The sequence below is a fragment of the Celeribacter ethanolicus genome (genome assembly GCF_002407265.1).
In the GTDB taxonomy this organism is placed as follows: Bacteria; Pseudomonadota; Alphaproteobacteria; order Rhodobacterales; family Rhodobacteraceae; genus Celeribacter; species Celeribacter ethanolicus.
The window spans coordinates 1-21,856 of record NZ_CP022197.1 but is presented as its reverse complement, the minus strand read 5'-3'; the positions used below and the strand labels follow the sequence as shown (position 1 = coordinate 21,856).

The window sequence follows — 21,856 nt, the reverse complement described above, 5'->3', positions numbered from 1 at the left end:
AGAGGAAAACGCGACCGCCGCGGATGCAGGCGGTCGCTGTGCCGGGCTTCGCGTCAGCCGACCCGGTCGAGGAGCTTCTTGGCGCGCCCTTCCATATCAAGGCGGGCATCCTGCTGAGTCTTGTCGCGGGCGAGCCGCGTGATGCCCTGCACGAAATCGAAGATGCTCTCGGGCGGGCGGCCTTCCTCCATCAGCACCTTCTCGATGATCTTGCCGGATTCGGCTTTCGAGAAACCGCGCTTACGCAGGAAATCCGCACGGTCCTCATCGCTGCGCGCCACGATCTGCTGCCGCGCCGCCTTGATCCCGTTCACGAACCCCTGCGGCGAGGAATTGGCAAACCGCGTCAACGCGGGCGCGGCCTTATGTGCGAAGCGCGAAGCGGCGTATTTCGAGTGACGGATCTTGATCTCCTGGAAATCCTCGACACCCCAGAGGTTGCGGTTCTGGCACACCGCCCGCAGGTAGAAGCTCGCCATGCCGAGGGTCTTCGCGCCCACCTCGGAATTCCAGCAATAGAAGCCCCGGAAATAGAGATCGGGAGAGCCGTCCGCCAACTTGCCCGCCTCGATCGGGTTGCGATCGTCGACCAGGAACAGGAAGACGTCGCGGTCCGAGGCATAGAGCGTGGTCGTGTCACGGCTGATCTCGACATCGGGATTGTAGACCCCGGTCGACCAGTCCAGCACACCCGGCACCTTCCAGCGCGTATCGCCCGTGCCATTGCCCGCGATGCGCTGCACCGCTTCGACCAGCTCGAAATCGTGGATGCGGCCATAGTCCGGACCGGTCACTGCCCGCAACTCCGTGCGGCCATCCTCGGTCTCGAAGGTCTTCACCTGCTCGGCGCGGTGGTTGGTCAGGCCGTGTTGCAGGTTGATCCCGGCCAGCGGCGCGGGCAGCTGCCGCAGGTAAGACGCCGGAGCGCCGACGATGCTGGCAAGCTGGCCAAAGGCCCAGTGCGTCGGCGCGACCGGTTCATGCGCTTTCGGCAGCATCAGGTGCAATCGCTCGGGGTTGTCGCGCGCGGCCTCGACCCGGATGTCGGCCGTCTGGACCACCCGGCTGCGGCTGCGCTCGGAGCGGCCTTTCACACTGGCCCAGAGATCATCGAGCGACAGATACCTCTCATCATCGGGCCGGTTGAACCATTCGGACGACACCCGCCCGTTCCGCTCACCCCGGCTCGCGTCCACCTTCCAGCCACCAGCCCGCGCCGGTGCGACCGGATCCAGAACTTCCACAACACCCATCGGTATTCCTCCGTGACAGGCGCCGGGAGCCACTCTCCCAGCCCTCAACCCGTCACCGGAAAACCGGCCAACCTCAAACTCTCTCGGGCAAACGGCGCTAAGTCGGAGGCGCCGCACGCCCGCAACTCGCTGGTGTTGACCTGCGTTCAAAAATGGCAGAGTTTAAACATGGCCTTTCTCGCAGGCCGGTGTGCCCGCCACGCGAAGCTTTGCAGCGATCTTGATTTCGAACAGCAGACCTCATGCCATCGGCGGGTCTGATTAGCAGCGGGCACCTAGTCAGATCCGGCTTGGACATGGATCATGACAGAGAACACTAAGCTTAAGACTTTGAAACTCCTGGCGAAGCGTTACGCTAGGGCGACGGGTCATCCACAGCACGTAGCGCTCGACTTTGTTGCCAGTCGAATGGGCTTTGCTCATTGGAATGCGTTGACAGGCAGCGCCAAAGGAGAGTGGGTTCCCTCCGAAGCACAAGTTGCCACGATCAAGGCCTTCGTGGAACGGATCACTTCCTACGAGGGTGCGACCTTCGACCATATCTTCGGAAGCCCCGATGCCGTCACTCGAGGAGAAGTACGGGGGCATCCATACGAACTGAAAACAATGCTTGGTGACGTCCGCATGGATGGTGAGGGTTGGCAGATCGTGCTGCCAGAAAACCCTTTGGCCGCCCCTCGTGTCGAGATCGACATCAAGCATGCCCAGACCAGCCCGATGAACGATCGCGTGCTACGTGAAGAAGCCATCGGGATTGCGAGGGAATTGATGCAGAGCGTCAAGGCGCAGCGATTTGCCGATTGGCCACGGCGCGCCACAAAGCCGGATGCGGAAGGAAATGTGCGGCACCCGTTCTTGGAGATGGAGGAATCGAACCTCTGGTACTGCCTTCACTGCAACTCAGAGATCACCGGCCCACAGATCGCTGGAAACCAATGGCACTGTCCCAGCTGCGGCGCATCACCAATCAACATTCTTCCAGAAGCCTTCTGGCTGGGACCGAACGATGAAAAACCAGTGCCAGTCCAATCCCGCGCCGAAAGGCAAGAGATTGAACCCATCGTGTCAGTTATAGATCCGCGGCCAAGGCTTGACCTCAACAATGACCAGGTGACCCATTTGATCCGGGCTGCCCTGTTCGAGGATGCGACCAATGCCAGCGAACGCATGGGAGCAAGTCTGGCCGAAATCTGGGTTGATGACGATCTCGACGTGGTTGTTTCCTTCGAGGATCACTACTGGCCCGAGGACAAGGAGCCGACCGCTGCGATCAAAGTGGCCGCACTGCTTGGGATCGAGATTGAGTTGGAAGTTACTTGGTCGGATCCGTTGTTCGCATGGCCCGGTTTGGGCACCGTGACCCAGAGCACGGCCGAATATACGCGGTTGATGCTCGACGCGTATCGCAGTCACGGCGCGACCAGAACTAAAGACGAAATCTAGCTCGTGCGCATGTTGAACAATTAGGCGCATTCAAGGCGCTCAGCACCGGAAGGCAAGCGTGGGTGCCTTTTCCAGTGGCCCGAAGAGACTTTTAGCCCGGCGGTTTAACCCGCCGGGCCCGAGGGGGAGACCCCGTTCCTCAGAACGGGATCTCGTCGTCGCGGTCGACCAGCTCGGGGTTTTCGTTCTCGGCCGACTTCGGACGGCTCAGGAAGTCGACCTTCTCGGCGATGATCTCGCAGCCGTAGCGGTCGTTCCCCATGCTGTCGATCCACTTGGTGTAGTGAATGCGACCGTGGACGAGGACCTTCATGCCCTTTTCGCAATGCTCCGCGACCGTCTTGCCGAGACCGTTGAAGCAGGTGATGCGGTGCCATTCGGTGTCCATGACACGGTAGCCGTTCTCGTCGCGCATCACACGGCCTTCCGAGAGGCGGGGGCGCGAGGTGGCGAGGCTGAAGTTGGTGATCTTGGTGCCGCTCTGGGTGGTGCGGACTTCGGGGGTCTGACCGATGTTGCCGGCGAGGATGACGATGTTCTGCATGATAAGCTCCTGTGTTTCCTGTCTTCGGGACCGTCCCTTCGACAAGACCCTGAAAAAGCCCGTCGGGTGACGCGTGCACGGTGGACAGCATGGACACCGGACACCCCCAGAGGACCGGGGTGGAGCGGGCAGGACGCCAAAGGCGGCCAACACGGCCCGGACTGACGCGGGGTTGCGCGCAGGAGATCGAACGGGATTAGGGGATTGTCAGTCGAAGGGATGGCCCAGGAGACAGAGAGATACGGGGAGCCCATGCCAGACCATGTCCCCTTGCCCATCGGGACTGCTTTACCCCAAGCCCAGCACGCCGCTAGCGGCCCAAGTGGCTATCACCGGCTCTCGCCCCCCTGCCCTTCCGTGCTGCGGAATGCAGGGCCTTGCCGCGACGGGCTATCGATACCGGAATATTCAGGACACGGACCGCACCAACGGCTGCTTTCGATCTCGACGTACTGTCGCTCAGCGAGCTGAAGAAAATGCAGAATGACGTCGCCAAAGCGATTGCCACATTCGAAGATCGGCACAAGGTGGAAGCCCGCGCCAACGTGGAAGCTTCCGCCCGAGACCTCGGCTACTCCCTAGCCTACGGCGACCCCGAACAGCGCACCGACTCCAGCGGTCGCCGCCATGGCGAGTGCACCCCAGAGCGTGACCCTTGCAGCACCTCGAATAACACCAGCACCGCCAGCAGAAGCGCCTAATCCACCAAGAACCGCGAGGCCGAGGATCGTCGACACGGCGACCAAGAAAACGATCCGTGCATCCGGGACGACCAGTACGACGATCAAGGGCAGCACCGCACCCACGGCGAAGGTCAGCGCCGACACCAAGGCGGCCTGGATCGGGCGGGCTGTCACGGTCTCGGAGATGCCAAGCTCGTCGCGGGCATGCGATCCGAGCGCGTCACGTTCGGTCAGTTGCACGGCCACCTTTTCGGCAAGGTCTCGGTCCAGCCCTCGCTCGACATAGATTTGGGTAAGTTCTTCGAGTTCGGCCTCGGGTGTTTCCGCCAGTTCGCGGGTCTCGCGCGCAAGGTCAGCGTTTTCCGCGTCAGTCTGAGAACTGACTGAGACGTACTCGCCTGCCGCCATGGACATCGCGCCGGCCACGAGGCCAGCCAGCCCCGCTATAAGGACCTCCGGCTTTCCCGATCCTGCTGCGGCGACGCCGACCACGAGGCTTGCCGTCGACACCAGCCCGTCGTTCGCGCCGAGAACGGCGGCCCGCAGCCAGCCGATGCGATGCACCATGTGGATTTCGGAATGCGAGAGGCGGCTCATGGCGTGGCTCCTTGCGCGATGTCATCCTGCCCGGAGGAGACAGCCTTTGGTTTCGGAATAGTGGGTTCATGGGGCGCGATGCGCAGCGCGCGGAGGGCGTTCAGGATCACTGCAACGTCGATGACCTCCTGCAGGAGCGCCCCCTGCACCGGAGTGAGATAGCCGAAAGCCGCCGCGATCATGCCCATGACCGAAAGGCCGATCCCGGCGACAACGCTTTCGACAGCGATGCGGCGCGCGCCGCGCGCGATCTCGATCCCTGGCCCGAGGCGGTCGATACGGTCGACAAGCAGCACGACATCCGCCGCCTCCGCCGAGGCCGCCGCGCCCCGTGCGCCCATGGCGACGCCCACGTCTGCCGCTGCGAGCGCGGGCGCGTCGTTGACCCCGTCGCCCACCATCATCACCGGGCCGTTCTTGCGCTCGGTGAGAACGAGCAACACTTTCTGGTCCGGTGTCAGCCCGGCCCGCAGACCGTCGAGCCCAAGCCCTTCGGTGACACGCTCGGCCACGTCAGCGCGGTCTCCGGTCGCGAGCAGGATACGCGCGATCCCCTCGCGCCGCAGCCCGTCCAGCATCTGGCCCGCGCCGTCGCGCAGGGGATCGGACATGACGAGATGCCCTACCATGTGCCCGTCGACCGCGACAGCAACGAGGACCGAACCAGCGGCGATGGCGGAATGATCGCCGGGCCGCCGTCCGACGCGGGATGCGACGAAGGCATCCCCGCCGACGATGATCTTCCGGCCTTCGACATAGCCGACGACGCCTTCGCCCGGAATCTCCGCCACGTCTGACGGAACGGGTAGAGAGAAGCCCCGCTCCTTTGCGGCGGCGACGATGGCCTGAGCCACGGGGTGCTTGGACGCCTGGTCAAGCGATGCCGCAAGGCGCAGGATGTCGTCCTCCGCCATGCCGTCGTGGCTGTCGATCGAGACGATCTGCGGCCGGCCGTCCGTCAGCGTGCCGGTCTTGTCGAGGATCAGCGTTCGGATGCGCGCCATCGTCTCCAGCGGTCCCGCGCCCTTGATCAGCAGCCCGAAATGCGCGGCGCGCGACAAGCCGGCGACCAGCGCAACCGGGACGGCAAGGATCAGCGGACAGGGAGTGGCCACGACGAGTACGGCGACGGCCCGGATCGGATCGCCGGTGAACCACCACGCCGCGAAGGCGATGCTGACCGTGACCGCCAGAAACCCCAGCGACCACCGGTCGGCCAGCCGGGACATCGGCGCCTTGGACGCCTGCGCCGCCTCGACCAACCGGACAATCCCGGCATAGGTGCTGTCCTTGGCTTCTCTCGTCGCCGTCAGATCGAACGCCTCGCCTGCGTTTGTGGAACCGCTCATGGCTTCGGCGCCGTGGGCGAGGCGCACCGGCAGGGACTCGCCGGTCAGCGCCGAGGTGTCGACGAAGGCCGTCTCTGAGCTCAAGGTGCCATCCACCGGCACCACGTCGCCCTGCCGGATCAGAAGGCGGTCGCCGGGCGCAATTTCGTTCAGCGGCACTTCCTCCAGCCCGCCATTCCGGTGTCTTGTCGCGGTCCGGGGCACACGGGACAGCAGGTCGTGCATTTCACGGCGGGCACGCCCTTCCGCGAAGGCTTCGAGGAAGGTGCCGCCGGAATACATTACGGCGACCACCGCCGCGGCGAGGGTCTCGCCGAAGACGAGCGCCGCCGACATGGAGAGCGCGGCGACAATATCGAGGCCCACTTCGCCGGAACGCAGGCTGCGCAGGATCTCGACCACGAGCGCGGCGAGCGCGGGAACGACGCCCGCGATCCAGACCGCGTTCGCGACGTCGGGTTCGCCGGAAAAGTAGAAGGCAAGTCCCGCAATCAGGCCGGTCGCGGCAATGAGCAGGATAGCGGTCTTGAAGCGGTCGGTCCGTGTCGTTTCCATGCGGCTCATCTCCCCTCGGCTGAGGCGATTGCCGCTGGCTCTTCGGAAAATAGTCGTCCGACTCCCACGCCCCTTACGTTGACAACATCATCGCGCAAGAGGAACAGGGCGTCGAGGCCGCTTTGTTTTGCGAGCGTCGCGCCTTTGACCGGCCCAAGCACCATGAGGGCCGTCGCCCAGGCATCTGCCTCTGCACAGCTGCGGGCCACGACCGTGATGGAGGCCGGCGACGCGATCAGCGGCGCTCCCCGCCTCGGGTCCATCGTGTGCGACAGGCGGCGCCCCTGCACCTCGACCCAGTGACGGTAGTCGCCCGAGGTCGCGACGGCGGCATCCTGAAGCGCGAGGATCGAATGCGGCGTCCGGCGCTCGGCGTCCGGCGCCTCGACCGCGATGGTCCAGGCTTCACCGTCCGGCCTGAGGCCCATTGCACGCATCTCGCCATCGATCCCGACGAGTCCGTCGGATATGCCTTGATTGCGGAGGATTTCGGCCAGTCGATCCACGCCGTAGCCCTTGGCGATGCCATTCAGGTCCAGCGCGATGGGTGCGGCCTTGCGCACGTGTTCGCCGTTGATCTCGAGCACGTCATGCGCCGGGCGGCGCGAGGCGGCCATCGCGGTGCGGATGCCATCCGGCGCGGCGGCCTCCGGTCCGAAGCCCCAGGCCATCACCGCGTCGCCCATGCCGATGTCGAAGGCTCCGCCAGAGGCGCGGCCAATTTCCAGGCCGAGGCGTAGCACCTCGAGCAATCGTGCAGGAACAGCGATCCATTCACCGATCGGTGCCGCGTTGAGCCGCATAAGGTCGCTGTCCGGCTTCCAGGTCGACATCTGTCCGTCCACCTCATCCACGGCCGCCTGCAATGCCGAGCAGACCGGCCCCGGGTCGAAACCGGGGTCCGCGAATAACAGCGCCGACCACCTCGTGCCCATCGTCGGCCCGTTCAGCGCGATGCGCGCCCGCTCAGTAGACATCTTCGACATACCGCCCCTCCGCCTTCAGGACTGCTGGTGTCAGCCCGGCCGGCGCGAGGATCTCGGCCAGCGCCTCGGCCACGCCGGCGGCCATGTCTCGTCCGCCGCAGACCATCACGCGCGCCCCATTGCGGATGAGCTCCGCGACCTGAGTGGCCTCGCTGCGCAGCGCGTCCTGGACGTAATGGGGACGCGCCCCGCGCGAGACGGCCGTGACCAGCCGGCTTACACGCCCTTCGTCCTGCCATCCGGGGAACTCCTCGCCGTAGAAGAAATCGCTGTCGGGATGGCGCATGCCGAAGAACAGGTGGATCGGCCTGCGGCGCGTATTGCCGCGCACAAAGCCCGCTAGCGGCCCGATGCCGGTCCCCGCGCCGATCAGGATCAGGGGCGCCCGGCTTCGGCCCGGACGGAAGCCGGGGTTGGGGCGCAGGAAGGCGCTCACCGTGTCGCCAGGTTCCAGCGCTGTGAGCTGACCCGAGCAGAGCCCGCCGGGATGCTTCTTGACCACGATCTCGATGAAGCCGTCGCGGCGCCCAGAGGCGAGCGAATAGAGCCGCGGGACGGTCCCGCCTTCGGGCAGAATGCCGATCAGGTCACCCGTCTGGAACCGTGCGAACCCGCCCCCGAGCAGCCGTTGCCCGAGCGAGACGCGGGGAAACGCGAAGCGGAGGATGGCGGTCGGGGCCTGCACCTCGGCGCCGTAGTCGCGGCGCGAGACGAGGGTCAGCGTGGTCGTTTGCGGCTGGACCGGCTGGTGCGTCAGTTCGAGTTCGATCCCGAGAGCGTCTCCGAGCGCCCCGCCCCAGCGCGCGAAATCCTGCGGCGATTGCCGGTCGATTGTGTCGAGCGGCAGAAGCTCGGGCCAGCCCTTCGCCTCTGCCGCAGTCGCGACGGACTTGGCGAAGGCGCAATAGGCCGGAAAGCTGCGGTCGCCGAAGCCGAGCACTGCCAGAGGAATGTCCGGCGCGCGGTCGGTCGCGTTCAGCCGGTCGAGAAAGCCCTTCGCCGAGGCCGGCGCCGCGCCGTCGCCATAGGTCGCGGCCAGCAGGATGATCCGCCGGGCGTTGGTGTAGCGCTCAGGGCCGAAGCCCGACATCGGGCCGACATGGACGCTCTGCCCGGCTTTCGTCAGCGCGGCGTGCAGCGTCGCGGCAAAGCCCCAGGTGCTGCCGCCCTCGCTGCCGACAAGCAAGATCGTCTCGGCGCGTCCGGCGGGCTGGTTGCCCCGGATGCGTGGTCGCCCGGGCCGCCCGGCGAGCCAGACCAGCACGCCGGTCGCGCCCATGGCCGGCACGCCGAGCGCCATGAGCCCCAGCACGAGCCCCAGCGTCGCCGCACCCTGTCCGGTGTGCAGCATGTAGATGGTCTCCGAGACGCGCTCCCACCCGGTCAGGTCGGCCCAGGCCAGCAGCGCCCCGTCGCCCTGATCGAGATATCCGGTGCCCCGGTCGGTCTTGAGCGTGAATACGTCTGTTGCGTCGCCGGGATAGGGAAAGCTCAGCTCGCGCAACTCGGCGACCGGCGTTCGCCGAAGCGTGGGCATCCGGCCCGGAGCGAAGCCGGTCTCCCCACTGACCTCGGCAGGGGCGACCGGCAGGACGCCTCCGTCCGGCAGGAGATCGAAGGTAGACGCCGTCATCCAAAGCGCGGTCGTGGAGGACAGGACGAGGCCGACAACGGCGATGCGTGCGATCTCGGCGTGCAGCCGCCCGGCAAGCGGTCCGCGCAAGGGTGAAAACCAGCGTCGCCAGCCGCCCACCCGCCGCGCGACCAGCGTCGCGCCGGAGAGCGAGAGGATCAGCATCGCGGCCGCCCCTGCGGCCATGGCGATGCGGCCGCCGTCCCCGAGGAACAGCGAGCGGTGCAGGTTGGTGAGCCAGCGTTCGGCCTGGTTCGGGTCGGCCGAGGCTACGCCCTCACCCGTCGCCGGGTTGATTACGGCGGCACCCGGCGCGCCCTGATCGAACCAGTAGGCAGTGATCCGACCGGAGGGCGACCGGCGGATCTGCTCGACGCCCGGATAGACGGCCTGGATGCGGTCCGCGAGAGCGGCTACGGTCAGTCCGGCTTCCGCCTGCGGCGCGGCGATGCGCTCGGCCGCAGGGAAGACCGACAGTGCCGCGCCGCTCAGGCCCAGGATGGTGACGAGCGCAAGGGCCAGAAGACCCGGCCAGCGATGGAGTGCACGGATCATGGCCCCACCCTTCACATGTCGTAGGCGAAGCTGGCGATGTACCGGCGCCCGCGCACCGGCGTGCCCGCGCCGTCGGTCGTGAGCGGTACGGCCACCTCGTTCGGACTGTCGCGCATGTCCTCGACGGCCGCGTCGATGTGGAGCGTGTAGCCCGCATCAAAGAGCGCGTCGGCGAGGTCGAGCGTGATCTCGAGCGTGCGGCCCGCGCCGACGCTGGCGCCGGTGATTCCGTTCACCTGCGCGGTGTCGCCGCCGGTGGCGCGGTACCAATCGCTGAGGTGCTCGTAGTACTTGGACTTGCCGCCAGCCATCCAGAGACTGCCGACATAGGCGCCCGAGGTGTCGGTGACGTAGAGCGCGAGATAGGCCCCGTCGCCGCCGTAATTGTTGAGGGTCGTGGTGAGCGTCACCGGCCGCGCCATGGCGAGGCCGGGGAGCGTCAGCGCGGTGGTGAGCGCGAGCGTTGCGAGAAGCGATTTCATCGGGTTGATCCTTGTTCGGAGAGGAGCTTGAGAGCGGTTCAGTTCACCTGAACCTGCGGCGGGGTGCCGTTCCCGAAGAGGCCGTTCTGCGGAGGGGCGACCGTGCCGGCGGGCGCGGGATTGCGGGCGCCGCCACGGTCGTCGTCCTCATCCTCGTAATCCATCTCGACGATCTGCAACGTCGCCGGATCGAGCTTCACCTCGATCTCCCGGCCATCCTGATCTCGGCCCTCGATCTCGTAGCAGCCATCGTCGATCTCGAAGTCGCGCACGGTCCAGCCGTTTTGCTCAGCCAGCTGCATCACGGCCTCGCGCGGCTGCCACTGGTCACGGGGCACGCGGCACTCGTCGTCGTCGGCCAGGGCGGCGCCAGCGGGCAACAGGGCGATCAGGGCGAAGGCGGTCAGGGTCTTCTTCATGGCAGGGTCTCCTTGTCATCTGCTGAGGACAATCTGGAGACAGGACCTGAGGCCTTCCTGACGCGTCGGCGATTCCCGCTTCAGCTTGCCGTCAGGAAAATGGCCCCGCCGATGAGGGCGGGGCCAAAAAGGTGCGAGCGCAGGCCACAGGGCTGACATGGCGATGCGCCCTGCCCCGCGGTTAAGCGAATTCGAACTGCTCGAAACGGACACGGCGAGGCGTTTGGCCTTGCGCCTTCAAGCCCTTCAGGACCCCGTCCTTCAGGCCGGTTGGGCCACAGAACCACAGATCGGCTTGCCGGACTGCGAAAGGGGTGGCGCTGATCAGCCGCTCAGCCGTGAGCCTGCCATCGCGCGCCGTGACGAACACCTCGAAACTGAACCTCGGGTTGCGGGCAACCGCAGCGCGCAGCGTCTCTACGCCAATCGCTTCATCTTGTGTCGGAACGCAGTAGATGAGGTGAATGTCGCGACTCTCCGCCTCTGTCAGGCTTTCCGCCCAGGCGAGGAACGGCGTGATACCGATGCCGCCGGCAAGCCATATTTGGCGCGCACCGCCCTTGCGGAAATTGAACCGTCCATATGGCCCTTCGACCTGCACACGCGTTCCGGTCCGCAAGATGGCGGGCAGGCTTCGTGTCCAGCCACCCAAGCCCCGGATGGAGAACGTCAGGGTGCCGTCAGGGCGCGGGGCGCTGGCGATCGTGAAGGGGTGCGGCTCGGACAGTCCCGCCTCTGGCGCGCGGAAGAAGGCGAATTGCCCCGGCCGCCACCGCATGGCCCGCCCCTCGGGGCGGAGGGTCAAGGTGGTCGTGTCACCGGTCTGCCTGATCTGGCTGACGGTGAAGTCTCTACGCCGTAGGTGCGGAGCGAGCAACTCGGTGAAGATCCAGGCGACCACTCCGGCGATGCCGAAAGCATTCAGCACCAACATGAATGTCGGGTCTACCCCAGCAGGCATGTCGACAAAAAACTGGTGAAACACCACGATTGCAAAAAGGGCTCCCATGAAACGATGGCTGAACCGCCAGAGCTGATAGGGAATCTCGAGCCCGATGAAGGGCAATCTCCGGAACCAGCTGACAGCGACTAGGGCGAGAAGTGCGTTGAAGGCAAGTTCGCCCGCCTCTTCACCTAGGTCCCCAAGGGAGGTTTCACGCACCAAACGCTCGAAATCCGGCTCTATCTGCTGGTGCAGTATCATCAGGACCATCGCGGAAATGCCGAGCCATTTGTGGACCCGGTACATTCGATCGAGACCGCCGAACAATGGTTCCACCAGTGGCGGCCGTGCGGCGAGGATCAAGGTCTGTGCCATCGCGACAACTGCCGCGGCCCCGACGGCAATACCAAATGCTGCATCCGCACCATAAGGCGCATAGGTGTTCATCCCGAACAGAGCCGCCAGCAGGCATGGCAGCGCCACCAGCACCGGGCCCGTCAGGGCCAGAGGAGAGTTGAGGGAAAGCCGAGGGAGTGTGGGAAGGCCCGGCGCAGAGACATTACCATCACGATGCGCCGTATCAGTCATCGTCGCGTCTCTCGTGATCGCGGTCGCGACGATCATCATCGTCGTCCTCAAACTCGAACTCGATTACTTCCAACGTCGCCGGGTGGACCGTCACCTCGATCGCACGCCCTTGGGCATCCCGGCCGTCAATTTCGTAGCAGCCATCGTCGATCTTGATGCGGCGCACCGCCCAGCCATTTTCCTCGGCAAGACGGGCAACCGCGTCGCGCGGCTGCCAATCAGCCATCGGAACGAAGCAGTCGTCGTCAGCCAGCGCCGCGCCGGCCGGGAAGACCGCGAGAAAGCCGATAATTGTCAATGTCTTCTTCATGGGGCACACTCCTAGTGGCTCGCCTCTTGATGCACTTCATGCGCTGCGAAACTGACGACAGCCTGAACGGGCGCGACCCACAGGCTTCAGCTTCGTGTCAGCCAGACGGATCATGCAGGGACATCAGACAAGAACGGGTACGACCATGCGCATATTGCTGATCGAAGACGACACGACCCTCGGCGCTGCCGTGCGCGACCAGATCGCAGCCGATGGCCAGTCAGTGGATTGGGTTACGCGGTTGGATGCGGCAAGCGATGCCATGGCTGCTACGTCCTACGACTTAATCCTGCTCGACCTGATGCTGCCGGACGGGCGTGGCATCGGGTTCCTCAAGGTTTTGCGCACGCGGGGCGACGTGACGCCGGTCATCATTCTTACCGCACTCGACCAAGTGTCGGACCGCATCGAAGGCCTCAACGCGGGCGCAGACGACTACCTTGTGAAGCCTTTCGACCTGTCGGAACTGTCGGCGCGGATCGGATCGGTCGCGCGGCGCTACAGCGGCAACCCCAACCCGATCCTGACCCACGGACCGCTCGACATCGACCTTGCTGCGCGCAGCGTCCATCGGGATGGCAGACATGTGCCGCTGACGGCGCGGGAATGGGCGCTCTTCGAAGCCTTCCTCGCGCGCCCCGGGCAGCTCCTGTCCAAGGCGCAGTTGGAGGAGAAGCTCTACGCCTTCGACGCCGAGGTCGAGAGCAACACCATCGAGGTCCATGTCAGCCGCCTGCGGAAGAAACTGGGGAGCGCAATCATCGAAACCGAGCGCGGCATGGGCTACCGCCTGGGCAGGCCATGAGGTGGCCCGCAAGCCTTCAGGCGCGGCTCGGCCTATCCGTGGGGCTGGTGCTGACGGTGCTGTGGCTGCTGGCTGCGACGGTGACGGCCGTGATCGTCCGGGCCGAAATGGACGAGGTCTTCGACAGCGCGCTCCGTGAGACAGCGGAGCGGATCCTGCCGCTGGCAGTAACCGACATCGTCGGGCGGGAAGATCAGGGTGTGACCCAGCGGCTCGCCCCGATCCGTGCGCACGACGAGTTCTTCACCTATCTCGTGCGCGATGCCGAAGGCCGCATCCTGCTGCAATCGCATGCGGCGGACCCCACCGTGTTCCCCTCCTATGACGGGCCCGGGTTTCGCCAGACCGCGACGCACCGTCTCTACAGCGACGCGGCGCTTCAGGACACGATCCGCATCACAGTGGCCGAGCCGCTGGCCCACCGCATGTCGGTGGCTCGCGAAATCCAGATGGGTCTCGGCCTGCCCTTGCTGATCGTGCTTCCAGTGGCCTTGATCGCGATCATCCTGGCAGTTCGCTTCAGCCTTGATCCTCTGCGCCGGTTCCGCGCGCGGCTGGAAGCACGTGGCGCTCGCGACCTTTCGCAGGTTCCTCACGAGGGGCTTCCAACTGAAATCGGCCCGTTGGCTGATACGCTGAACAGCCTGCTGGCCAGATTACGTGAGGCGTTCGAGGCCGAGCGAAGCTTCGCCGCGAACGCCGCTCACGAGTTGCGCACACCACTCGCGGGAGCGATCGCGCAGGCGCAGAGGCTCAGGTCGGAAACCAAGGACCGAGCGGCTGCACAACGTGCGACCGACATCGAGGAGACGCTGAAAAGGCTGACGCGACGCACAGAACGCATGATGCAACTCGCGCGGGCAGAAGGCGGGCGATTGAGGATGGACAAAAGCTCGGATCTGAGGGGCGTTGCGAGAATTGTGGTGGACGATATTGGCCGCACGGGCACGCCAGATCGTATCAGGCTAAATCTTCCCGACATGGCTGTCATGTCAGATCTTGATCCCGACGCCTTCGCCATTCTGTGCCGGAACCTCGTGGAAAACGCTCTTCGTCATGGGGGACAGACTACCCCGGTCGACGTCACGCTGACCGCATCTGGCCAGTTCACCGTGGCAAATGACGGCCCTGTCGTGCCAGGCGAAACGCTCGACCGGCTGACAGCGCGTTTCGAGCGGGCCTCTGCCACCTCCGACGGCAGCGGCCTGGGTCTTGCCATCGTCGCCGCAATCGCAGAGCGGATCAGCAGCCGCCTTGTCCTTCAATCGCCGCGGCCGGGCCGGACCACAGGTTTTCAAGTATCGCTCAGGTTGCCGATAGACGACAGCGAGTGACAGCGACATCCACTTTGGTTCCCAAAGGGTCAAATGCAGCCTTGGGATCAAGATCATCAGGGCCTGGCCTGGCGCGTCGGTTACCGTGCTATGCAGCGTCACGCTCGGAAAGGCAGCGCACAGCGCCAGCAGCCTGTTCGGAATGGACCCCGCGCTGATGAACGTCATGTAACCAGCGCTCACCATGAGGGTGACCGCTGTTTCCAGCATATAGGGATGGTCGACGAAAAGGCTTCCCGAACATGGTAGAAGCAGACTGTCGGAAGCGATTGTTAGCCGACTGACTATCCCCGGTCACGGGGGCATTACTAGGCCCAGGTGCACACCTGTGCCACGCCTGGGCCCTCGGGAAGTGAGGCCGAAGCTTCACCCGAACGGGTCGTATTCCGAGACGATCACGACCTCGTCGCCGTCGATTTCATCGGCGGGGACGGCACCATAGGTTCCATCACCTGCCTGGAAGACGACGATCGAGACCATGAGCGTGGCGGCGAGGGAAGCGGCGAAGGCGTGAGCATCTTTGCGGGACATCTGTTTGGCTCCTGTCTTGGAGGCGGAGGACCATCCCCCGCGCGACAGGACCCCGCAGGCCCGAAGACTGGCTGACATCACCGGGTGCGTTCGGCTCGTCCGAATCCACCCGGCGGCACGGGTTCGCCCGTAGTCCGACCCCTCGCGGGTTGATCTCGAAGACAGGATTCGGGGCAAGGAAGGGAATGGCGAGCGGGGGATGGTGCGACCGCTGACTGGAGCCGTATGTTCCACTGGTGCTTTCGCTGCCAGCCTCCCGGGCAGGCTCTTGGATGACGATCCCTTTCCGTATTGGAATGGATCCTATGGTGCCCCGCGATCTCGCGGGACAGGGGCGTCATGGATGAGAGGCCCGCTCTTGGGCGGGCCCCTTGGGTTCTACATAGGCTCAGGCGGCAAGCTCCGCGTCCCCTGCCCTACCGGCGTCTTCTTCGCCGACAATCTCCAGCCGCGCGTTGCGATAGCCTTCTCTGGCGATCCAGAGTTCGGCAGCCGTGACGGACTCGGCCAGGTGGAGCAGCTCCGTGCAGCCGCCGAAATCCAGCACGACGCGCACCTGTCCGGGCTTCGGCTCCTCAGCCACTTCGAATGTCAACGCACTGTCAGCCGAATGAGTCCGCATGATGGTGACAAGAATGACCCCGTCCGAAGAGAAGTTCCCCTCGTGCAGCGTGAACGACGCCGGCGCCGTCCAGGTCGGATAGGGTCGCGGCGGCTCCTTCTTGACGAGACGGCCGACGCCGTTCGAGCGCTCCCAGGCCGCGAGCTTCTTTGTGAACCGGGCGGGCGGTTTCGTTGTGCTATCGGTGTAGCGAATGAGCGCGCCCAGGGGCGCGGTTTCGAGAATGGTGGTTGGAGACATGATTCCTCATCCTGAATGCGTCATTTTGCATTCATCTTATTGATATTGTTGTATTTTATGTGATTGAGCGCGGGTTTCCCCGCCCTCGGATGGAGCGGATCACTCCGCGGCCATCATCGACGCATCATCACCCGGCAGGTCAGCGGTGAGGAAGGCGGGCAGATCGACATCCTCGGACAACTCGGTGTCGGGAACGTCACCAGACGCCCCCTGCCCTTCTTCACCTTCGAGTGCCGCCAGATCGTGACGGCGAAGCACCTCCGGCAACCAGCCGCTGCCCTTCAGAAGGCGCTCGGCCTCGGTCGCCATCTCGGCCTTCTTCAGGTGATCGAGGAGCTGCGCCGTCCCCTCCCCTTTTGCCTCGCGCACGGCTTCAAGGATCCGGGCCTTGGGCACGCGGTTCAGGTAGGTATCGGCCGTCGGCTCCCAGCCAGCCTCGACCATATCGAGATCGACTGCCTGTGCAAGCAAGTCGGCCTGCGCCATCCGTCGGGTCAGACCACTGGCGGAGATACCGGCACCGTAGGGGTTCACCTTCTCGTGGAGCGCGTTGATCCCGAAGCTAAGGCAATGCGCGAGCAAGGACAGCCGGCTCACCTGATCGAGGGAGGTCAGGTATTCCCAGAGAGCGGCATCGTCGCCAAGCGGAAGGTCGGCCTCCCACTCCGCGTGGCGATCGTCCACCAGCTTGGCAACCACGCTGTCCTTCAGATCGCTGGCCTGCGCCGACATGTAGACGTGACGCACCGATGCCTCGCAGCACCCGCCTGAAGCGCTCGACATCCGGAAAGTGTCGTTGACGAGCTTCAGGAGCAGCAGCGTCAGCGCGATGTCGGGAGAACGCCCGACAGCTTCGCGCAATGCCAAGGTGCGGTACGCCGTCAGCTCCATGACCAGCCGCTCGGGCAAGGGCTTCAAGGCACCATCGTCTTCTTCGTCCGACAGACCCGCCCCGAGCGCTTGACCAGCAGAGGTGATCACCGTGCCATGGCCGATACCATCCACGTTGCTCGTCGCCGAAAGCTCAGCGCCCTGCCTGTCTGCCGCCTGTTCACCGCTGTGGACGTCGGCCTCTGTCCGAGGTTCATCCTCCGGCCGCACAAAGCCCCGATAGACGGAAAGCTCGCCAGAGCGATCAAGCGTCACAAAGGCCCCTGCCCGCGCGATCTCCTCCGCGTCGAAGATCAGCGGCCGCGTCTCGAGCTTCTCCATCGCGACTTCGAGTTCGCCAAGGCGGGCGTCGGTCTCTTCAGGGAATTCGTCCTGGCCCTCGTACTCCTCTTCGAACGCCCGGTATTCGGCGAGCAGCTTGGCATGGGCCGCGCCTTCGTCATCCGACATCGGCGCCGGATTACCGTTGAGCCGTCGCAGGCCGTGGCTGTAGCCATAGGGCAGGTCGAGCGAGACCTCGATCCATTTCCAACCTTCGGTCGCGATGGCTTCGGCTTCAGCCTGAAGCTTCTCGCTGACCAGGCGATCGAGCAGGGCAGGGTCTTCCAGCCATCCGCCGTCGTCGCCCTGGAAGAGGTCGTGCAACATGGTGCCGCCCGCCGCCTCGTAGGCCTCGACGCCGACAAAGACGGCGCGCCGGTCAGAGGCCCGCACGGAGGTTTCCGTCAGCATGCGCCGGATCTGATAGGGCTCCTTGTTCCAGGACGACTTGATCGCCTCCCAGACCTGAATCTGACGCTCGTGGTCCGGATTGACCGTGAAGGCCATCAGCTGCTCCAGCGTCATTTCATCCTCGGCATAGAGCTCGAGCAGGGCAGGGGCCACGGCGGCGAGTTTCAGGCGCTGTTTCACCACCTGCGGCGTGACGAAGAAGGCGGCTGCGATCTCTTCATCGCCTTGACCCTTCTCCCGAAGCGCCACGAAGGCGCGGAACTGGTCGAGCGGATGCAGGGCTGCGCGCTGCATGTTCTCAGCGAGCGAGTCGTCTTCGGCGAGGATCGCGGAAGTGGCATCCCGCACGATGCAGGGAATGGGCGTGGTCTTGGCCAAGCGTTTCTGCTTCACCAGGAGAGACAGGGCCTGGAAGCGCCGACCGCCAGCGGGGATTTCGAACTTGCCGGTCTCGGAACCATCATCCGCCAGAACGGGTCGAACGCTCAGGCTCTGCAGCAACCCGCGGCGGGCGATGTCTTCGGCCAGTTCCTCGATGGAGATGCCGGCCTTGATGCGCCGGACGTTGGACTGGCTCAGCACGAGTTTGTCGAAGGGAATGTCCCGGGACGGGGACAGGGTGACTTTCTGGGCAGATTTCGCCATCAGATCTTCTCCGCGACGGGCGCCGGAAGCCACTCTCCCGATCTCACTTCCCGTCACCCCTTTCACAGCCCATCTCTACCTCTCGACATGTCCACCGCGGTGGACATCACGCAGTTGCTGCCCCAGAACGAGAAAGCCTTTCCAACAACAGTGATGGGTTGAAGTCAGTTTCTCTGCGACCGAGCGTGATGCTGTGGAAATACGCTCCAAAGTCTCGGATGCGATTGCTCATCTGGAGAATTATGAAGATGGCGCATGATGCTTTTTGAGAGCCTATCTTCTTAGCAGCCTTTTCGAAGGTGCTTTCGTGGATTCCCATCATTGGAGCGAGCGTTCTCGCGTGGCTTTCGACATCGTGCCAGTTCCTAAGTGAGTTCGTTGCGAACGATGTAGCCTGGTCACAAACGGTTGTGAGCGTTTGCAGGGGAGGTGTTTGGCTGTTGGTCCCGCTTTCTAAATCTTTTTGTTCTTTTTTAGACTTAGAATGGTGGCGGACAGTTTGCCCGTCATTGGCGGGCAGTTTCATTGTTTCTGGTGCGTCCACCGCGGTGGACATCTGTTTGCATTGAGCCTCCAGTTCGCCGAGCAAAGTACGATACTCCGCGATCGAGAGCTTCCTCCGAAGAACTCGGCGTACCTGATGAGTGAGTTCGTTCTCGGGGTCAGCTTCGTCGATCTGAGCAAGTTTGGTTAGGATTTGCTTTCGCAAAAACACGCGATCCCGACGAGCGTTTTCCATCGCTTGGGCTGTCGCAAGTAGTTCGCCGGCACGCGCGAGCAACGGAGCCAGCGACAAGCCATAGCTAATGGACTGACCTTCGGAGGACTTCACTCGGTATCTCTTGCGATTTGGGCTGTCGTGGCGCTTCATGAAACCGAGTTCAACAAAGCGATCGATGTGCCTACGGAGGGTTCGTTCATCGATCCCGCCGACTCGACGGCAGATCTCGTCGTTGGAAGCGAAGACTGTGTCTCCATGCCCAGGCTTGAGAAAGCTCAGCATCGCTTGGAGCGTTTGAACATGTCCTGGACGGAGACCGAACAGGCTGCGAGTATCTCTGAGCGCGCGGAAGACTGCCCAGATGTCGGTTTCAGGTGTTGACGTGGCGGGGGTGCCCTTGCCGACGCCAAAGGTCTGAACGGAAAGCTTTGTGAATGCCATGTTTGTTGAACGACGACCGTTGCGGCCCACAGCTTCCCCGGCTCTTCCCGCTGTTATTGGCGAGAAAAGGCAACAAAAAGACGTCCACCGAATCGGTGACTCTTGACCGGTATGTCGGAGATTGCTACATCACAGGTGCTAATCAGATGATGAGGGCTCTCCGGGGGAAACCTTGGGGGGCTCTTTTCTTTTTGGTCTTCGCCTTTCTCCTCTGCTCGTGTTTTTGGTTATGACCGGGGATCAGCTCCCCGAGCCTCTCTCATTCTGCCATTGTTCAAAAAGCTGTCGCAGCGTGGTTTCCGCGCGCTCTTCGAGCCATTGGCCGAATTCCGGGTTGTCCTTGCGGGTGATCTTGATAGCGATCGACTTGCCATCGACTGAAAGTGTGCCGACAGGGCTACCACTATTGTCCTTTACCACGGTCGTTTGGCCACGGGCGCTTTGGTCGGCTGCGCCACGCGCCTTGCTGGAGCAAGCAACATAGACGGCTTGAAACTTGTCCGAGCTTGGAGTGGTGTCAGGCAGAGAGGCAAGTGTCTCACGCGCAATGTCGACAAGCGGAACCTTCTCTGAAAGTGCAGCAAGATCACCCCATTGGCGTCGACCTACGCCATGAGCCGGGCCGATAAGCCGGACAAGTTCGTCAGGCAGCTGCTCGATGACTACACGATGGTTCGACACACCTTGCCGGGTGAGGCCTAGGGCGTCCTGAATGACGCCAGGCTTGTAACCGGCCTCCTGCATCTCTTTGATAAAAAGAGATTTTTCAATGAAGGACGGATCCAGCCGCAGGTTGTTTTCCTGACCTTGCGCGATCAGAGAAGCATCATCATCGAGCGTTCGAACGATCGCTTTGACGGTTCCACCAACTCTTCGAATGGCTGCAAGTCTGCGACGCCCGTAGATGATGCGGTATCGATCCGGTTGGTCAGAGGGGCGAACCATGATCGGCACTTGCTGACCATGCTTGCGAATGCTTTCGGCGAGATCTTCAATGCTACTATCTTCCAGGATCAGGCGATCCCGGAGGCCATCCATATCGATCCGGTCAGGTTCGATATCTCGGATTGAGTTGGCAGTGATTTCCCGGAGAGAGTCCCGCAATCCGCCAACCGAGCCAGGTAGCTTCGAGGATTTGACCGGGGCAGGGGAGGGGGCTGCCGACTCTTTCTCGTCTTTCGGTGGCTGGTTGAAGATATTTCGAGCCATCAGCGACGCCCCCATGCCATTTGGATTGTCTGCTCCAGCTCATCGGCAACGCTGTTCACGCTGGTCAAAGCCCGATCAATGGTCTTCCGAATGAGCTGGCTCGGGTCTACCTCATAGATGGTTTGCTGAGTCATGCCGGCGTCAGAAATGGCTGTCGACTTCAGCATCGGTTCAGTCATGACTTGGCCCGCAAGGATTGAACGTAGGTACCCGGCCATTTGCGTTTGTGGTCCGTCCGACGGCTCGTAGCGTGTGATCAGGAACTTTACGAAGTCCCAAGTGACATGTCGTCCAATCGCCTCTTCGACGGCTTTGACCGTTTCCGAAGCGAGTTTGAGGAACTGGCTCATCGAAGCGATGTCGAGCATGCCGGGGACGACCGTCACAAGTAAGCCCGTGGACGCTGCCAATGCTGTCAATGTCAGGAAGCCCAACTGCGGAGGGCAATCGATCAGCACGATGTCATAGTCTGAGTCGACTTCCTCTAGCGCCAGAGCAAGACGCTCTGCAAAAATCGGCTGAACCCTGCGCGCAAGGGCATTCGCTGTCTCGGTTTCGTACTCGGACAACATCAAGCCAGCCGGGACCATGTCGAGCTTGTGGAAGTATGTTTTCTGGATGACCTCCGAGAGCGGAACCTGATCATCGTATCTCAATGCGTCGTAGATTGTGCCGCCTTCGGCGAATTCGAGCTCAGGCCGGAAGCCGAAAAATGTCGTCAAACTGGCCTGCGGGTCGAGGTCCAGAACAAGCACGCGGTAGCCACGCAGGGCATACCTGTGTGCCAAATGGATTGTCGCTGTTGTCTTCGAGCTGCCGCCTTTGAAATTCACGACCGAAATGACCTGAAGACGGTCACCGTCTCGGCGGCCAGGTCTGTACGCGTCAGCATTTTTGCCTGTCCGCGCCAAAATGTTGCGGAGGTCGTCAACTTCTTCGGCCGTGTAGAACCTATGACCGCGACCGTCAGTGTGAACTTCTGGGAAGCTGCCATCTTTGTGGCGGTTGCGCAGGTTCGACGTACTAACGCGCAGCAACTCGGCGACCTCGGTCGAGCTGAAGCGGCGCAAGGACTTGCGTTCTTCTGGCTCGAACGCAACTTTCATCTGCCGGTCAAGCGACTCAGCAAGACTGTCTGCGAATGCTCCGATGTCAGAAGAGCCTATGCCTTGCGCGTAGCCCGTATTTCGATCATCCATGTTCTGCCGCCTCTCATGGCCTTTGCTAAGGCTCTTTGTCGTTCTGACGGTTAAAGCCACGTCTGACGCGTTTTGCCGTCAGAATGGAAATGCCACGAACATCTGAGTCCGGCAAGAAGAATCTAGATGTAGTGCAAAAGTTATCC

The 21,856-nt window shown here is 63.3% G+C and carries 19 protein-coding genes; 3 read left to right on the top strand and 16 right to left on the bottom strand.

All coding sequences use genetic code 11. The features are described 5' to 3' along the window. Positions 1–53: 53 nt before the first annotated feature. Positions 54–1,253 (bottom strand): hypothetical protein, encoded by a 1,200-nt coding sequence (locus tag CEW89_RS19945; RefSeq protein WP_038070026.1) that lies wholly within the window; start codon positions 1,251–1,253, stop codon positions 54–56. Between the two features lie 303 nt (positions 1,254–1,556). On the opposite strand from CEW89_RS19945, the gene CEW89_RS19940 reads away from it, so the two are divergent. After that, complete coding sequence (locus CEW89_RS19940; protein ID WP_038070012.1) at positions 1,557–2,696, top strand: hypothetical protein; 1,140 nt, start codon at positions 1,557–1,559, stop codon at positions 2,694–2,696. 139 nt (positions 2,697–2,835) lie between these two features. On the opposite strand, the gene CEW89_RS19935 is transcribed toward CEW89_RS19940, so the two are convergent. The 9 genes from CEW89_RS19935 to CEW89_RS19890 form a co-directional block, all read right to left on the bottom strand. Further along, on the bottom strand, positions 2,836–3,240 hold the full coding sequence (locus CEW89_RS19935) for a single-stranded DNA-binding protein (protein ID WP_008335991.1): 405 nt from the start codon (positions 3,238–3,240) through the stop codon (positions 2,836–2,838). Positions 3,241–3,818: 578 nt separating this feature from the next. Continuing rightward, positions 3,819–4,520: a VIT1/CCC1 transporter family protein gene (locus tag CEW89_RS19925; RefSeq protein WP_038070015.1), complete on the bottom strand. Its 702-nt coding sequence runs from the start codon at positions 4,518–4,520 to the stop codon at positions 3,819–3,821. Beyond that, positions 4,517–6,424: a heavy metal translocating P-type ATPase gene (locus tag CEW89_RS19920; protein ID WP_088652823.1), complete on the bottom strand. Its 1,908-nt coding sequence runs from the start codon at positions 6,422–6,424 to the stop codon at positions 4,517–4,519. The genes CEW89_RS19925 and CEW89_RS19920 overlap by 4 nt, the downstream gene beginning before the upstream one ends. Before the next feature lie 5 nt (positions 6,425–6,429). Beyond that, entirely contained in the window at positions 6,430–7,410 is a 981-nt protein-coding gene (locus CEW89_RS19915; RefSeq protein ID WP_088652824.1) for an FAD:protein FMN transferase, read from the bottom strand. Further along, positions 7,391–9,598, bottom strand: a complete 2,208-nt coding sequence (locus tag CEW89_RS19910; RefSeq protein ID WP_054540789.1) for a PepSY domain-containing protein — start codon at positions 9,596–9,598, stop codon at positions 7,391–7,393. The genes CEW89_RS19915 and CEW89_RS19910 overlap by 20 nt, the downstream gene beginning before the upstream one ends. Positions 9,599–9,609: 11 nt before the next feature. Next, the gene (locus tag CEW89_RS19905) at positions 9,610–10,080 is read right to left on the bottom strand and encodes a DUF2271 domain-containing protein (RefSeq protein WP_054540790.1); all 471 of its coding nucleotides are present in this window, start codon (positions 10,078–10,080) and stop codon (positions 9,610–9,612) included. Positions 10,081–10,118: 38 nt separating this feature from the next. After that, positions 10,119–10,499, bottom strand: a complete 381-nt coding sequence (locus CEW89_RS19900) for a PepSY domain-containing protein (protein ID WP_038070264.1) — start codon at positions 10,497–10,499, stop codon at positions 10,119–10,121. A 181-nt stretch (positions 10,500–10,680) separates the two neighbouring features. Then, positions 10,681–12,066, bottom strand: a complete 1,386-nt coding sequence (locus tag CEW89_RS19895; RefSeq protein ID WP_074855014.1) for a ferredoxin reductase family protein — start codon at positions 12,064–12,066, stop codon at positions 10,681–10,683. Then, positions 12,023–12,340: a PepSY domain-containing protein gene (locus CEW89_RS19890; RefSeq protein ID WP_038068680.1), complete on the bottom strand. Its 318-nt coding sequence runs from the start codon at positions 12,338–12,340 to the stop codon at positions 12,023–12,025. The genes CEW89_RS19895 and CEW89_RS19890 overlap by 44 nt, the downstream gene beginning before the upstream one ends. 145 nt (positions 12,341–12,485) lie before the next feature. Between CEW89_RS19890 and CEW89_RS19885 the strand changes: the two genes are divergently transcribed. Both CEW89_RS19885 and CEW89_RS19880 read left to right on the top strand, forming a co-directional pair. Continuing rightward, complete coding sequence (locus CEW89_RS19885; RefSeq protein ID WP_038068681.1) at positions 12,486–13,145, top strand: response regulator transcription factor; 660 nt, start codon at positions 12,486–12,488, stop codon at positions 13,143–13,145. Next, entirely contained in the window at positions 13,142–14,479 is a 1,338-nt protein-coding gene (locus CEW89_RS19880) for an ATP-binding protein (protein ID WP_054540795.1), read from the top strand. Before CEW89_RS19885 ends, CEW89_RS19880 begins: the two co-directional genes overlap by 4 nt. Positions 14,480–14,845: 366 nt before the next feature. On the opposite strand, the gene CEW89_RS21120 is transcribed toward CEW89_RS19880, so the two are convergent. The 6 genes from CEW89_RS21120 to repA all read right to left on the bottom strand — a co-directional run bounded on the left by CEW89_RS21120 (position 14,846) and on the right by repA (position 21,710). Next, on the bottom strand, positions 14,846–15,010 hold the full coding sequence (locus tag CEW89_RS21120) for a hypothetical protein (protein ID WP_009574204.1): 165 nt from the start codon (positions 15,008–15,010) through the stop codon (positions 14,846–14,848). Positions 15,011–15,398: 388 nt separating this feature from the next. Beyond that, entirely contained in the window at positions 15,399–15,872 is a 474-nt protein-coding gene (locus tag CEW89_RS19875) for a hypothetical protein (protein ID WP_038068687.1), read from the bottom strand. Between the two features lie 99 nt (positions 15,873–15,971). Further along, positions 15,972–18,140: a ParB/RepB/Spo0J family partition protein gene (locus tag CEW89_RS19870; RefSeq protein ID WP_038068689.1), complete on the bottom strand. Its 2,169-nt coding sequence runs from the start codon at positions 18,138–18,140 to the stop codon at positions 15,972–15,974. A 106-nt stretch (positions 18,141–18,246) separates the two neighbouring features. Next, positions 18,247–19,302, bottom strand: coding sequence for a plasmid replication protein RepC (repC, locus tag CEW89_RS19865; protein ID WP_038068692.1), 1,056 nt, complete (start codon positions 19,300–19,302; stop codon positions 18,247–18,249). Between the two features lie 240 nt (positions 19,303–19,542). Continuing rightward, positions 19,543–20,511 carry a plasmid partitioning protein RepB gene (gene repB / locus CEW89_RS19860; protein ID WP_233678008.1) on the bottom strand — a complete coding sequence of 323 codons (969 nt, stop codon included), beginning with the start codon at positions 20,509–20,511 and terminating at the stop codon, positions 19,543–19,545. Beyond that, a complete protein-coding gene (gene repA, locus CEW89_RS19855; protein WP_028288490.1) occupies positions 20,511–21,710 on the bottom strand; it encodes a plasmid partitioning protein RepA in 1,200 nt (399 codons plus the stop codon). The genes repB and repA overlap by 1 nt, the downstream gene beginning before the upstream one ends. Positions 21,711–21,856: the final 146 nt, after the last annotated feature.